Origin of the sequence: Aeromicrobium sp., assembly GCF_049587115.1 — a bacterium.
Lineage (GTDB): Bacteria > Actinomycetota > Actinomycetes > Propionibacteriales > Nocardioidaceae > Aeromicrobium.
The window spans coordinates 1-1,967 of sequence record NZ_JBAVDI010000118.1; the positions used below are offsets into that span (position 1 = coordinate 1).

At 68.2% G+C, this 1,967-nt stretch carries 1 protein-coding gene; it reads right to left on the bottom strand.

From position 1 onward, the window contains the following. The coding region (gene ppdK / locus WB461_RS10845) for a pyruvate, phosphate dikinase (RefSeq protein WP_423852745.1) at positions 1 to 1,967 on the bottom strand (1,967 nt) is incomplete at both ends.

Genomic DNA, 1,967 nt, shown 5'->3' on the forward strand with positions numbered 1-1,967 from the left:
ACGATGCCCAGCCGGACGCCGCGCAGGCCCAGCATGGGGTTTTCCTCATGAAGTCGCTTGACCGCGGCCAGCAGCCGGTGGGTGCGTGGCTGGTCCGCACCGTGTTCCTCCTCGTGCGCGAGCCGCACTGCCAGCTCGGTGTAGTCGGGCAGGAACTCGTGCAGCGGCGGGTCGAGCAGTCGGATCGTCACCGGCAGACCATCCATCGCCTCGAGGATGCCGGTGAAGTCGTCCCGCTGCAGCGGCAGCAACGCGTCCAGTGCTGCGCGCTGCTGTTCGGCGTCCTCGGCCAGGATCAGGTGCTCGACGAGCTCGCGCCGGTCGCCGAGGAACATGTGCTCGGTGCGGCACAGCCCAATGCCCTCGGCGCCGAATCTGCGGGCCCGGGTCGCGTCCTCGGGTGTGTCGGCGTTGGCGCGTACACCTAGTCGGCGGACGGTGTCGGCATGATCCATCAGCCGAGTCACCGCGCGCACCAGCTCGTCGTCCCCTGCCGCTTCGTCGCCCTCGAAGTGGCGCACGACCAGAGAGTCGACGACGTCGACGGCACCTGCGAAGATCTCACCCGTCGTACCGTCGATCGAGATGGTGTCCCCCTCCGCGATGACGGTGCCGTCGGTCGCGGTGAAACGGCTGGCCGAGATGTCGACGTCGAGTCCGTCGGCGCCGCACACACACGTGCGACCCATCCCGCGAGCCACCACGGCAGCGTGCGACGTCTTGCCGCCACGGCTGGTCAGGATGCCCTTGGCGGCCACCATGCCGGACAGGTCGTCGGGCGTCGTGGTGCGCCGTACGAGGATCACGTCGTCACCGCGAGCGGCCCACTGCACCGCAGTCGGTGAGTCGAAGACGGCTCTGCCGACCGCCGCACCAGGCGAGGCGTTCATGCCAGTCCCGATCAGATGCCGCTCGGCGTCGGTGTCGAAGCGGGGGAACATCAGCTGTGCCAGCTGCGCACCGGTGACCCGATCGACTGCCTCGTCGAAGTCGATGATCCCCTCATCTGCGAGCGAGTGCGCGATCCGGAACGCCGCTTCGGCCGTCCGCTTGCCGACCCTTGTCTGCAGCATCCACAGCTTGCCGTGCTCGACGGTGAATTCGATGTCGCACAGATCGCGGTAGTGCGTCTCGAGCCGGGCCATGATCGCGATCAGCTCGTCATACGCCGCCTTGTCGATCTTCTCCAGATCTGCGAGCGGGACGGTGTTGCGGATGCCCGCGACGACGTCCTCGCCCTGCGCGTTGACCAGATAGTCGCCGTAGACGCCCTGCCTCCCGGTGGCGGGGTCTCGGGTGAACGCGACACCCGTGCCGGAGCCCTCTCCCCCGTTCCCGAAGACCATCGAGCAGATGTTGACCGCCGTGCCCAGGTCGTCCGGTATGCGTTCCTGGCGGCGATACAACGCGGCCCGGTCGGTGTTCCACGAGCCGAACACCGCGAGCACCACCAGATCGAGCTGCTCGCGGGCATCCTGCGGGAAGTCACGACCGCCGTGCTCGCGGATCAGCCGCTGAAAGGTGTGCACCAAGGTGCGGAGGTCGTCGGCGGTCAGGTCGAGATCGGACTCGCTGCCTCTCTCGGCCTTGAGAGCGTCCAACGCATCGCCGAAGATGTCAGCGTCGATGCCCAGCACGGTGCTGCCGAACATCTGCAGCAGCCGGCGGTAGGAGTCGTAGGCGAACCGCTCGTCGCCTCCCGCGACCCGGGCCAGGCCCAAGACCGAGGTGTTGTTGAGACCCACGTTGAGGACAGTCTCCATCATCCCGGGCATGGAGAACTTCGCGCCCGAACGCACCGACACCAGCAGCGGGTCTTGGGGGTCGCCGAGCGTCTTGCCGCGTGCCTGCTCCAGCGCGGCAAGGTGGGCGGTGACCTCTTCGGCCAGGCCGTCGGGCTGGCGACCCTCCGCCAGGTACGCCCGGCACGCCTCGGTGCTGATCGTGAAGCCGGGCGGCACCGGCAT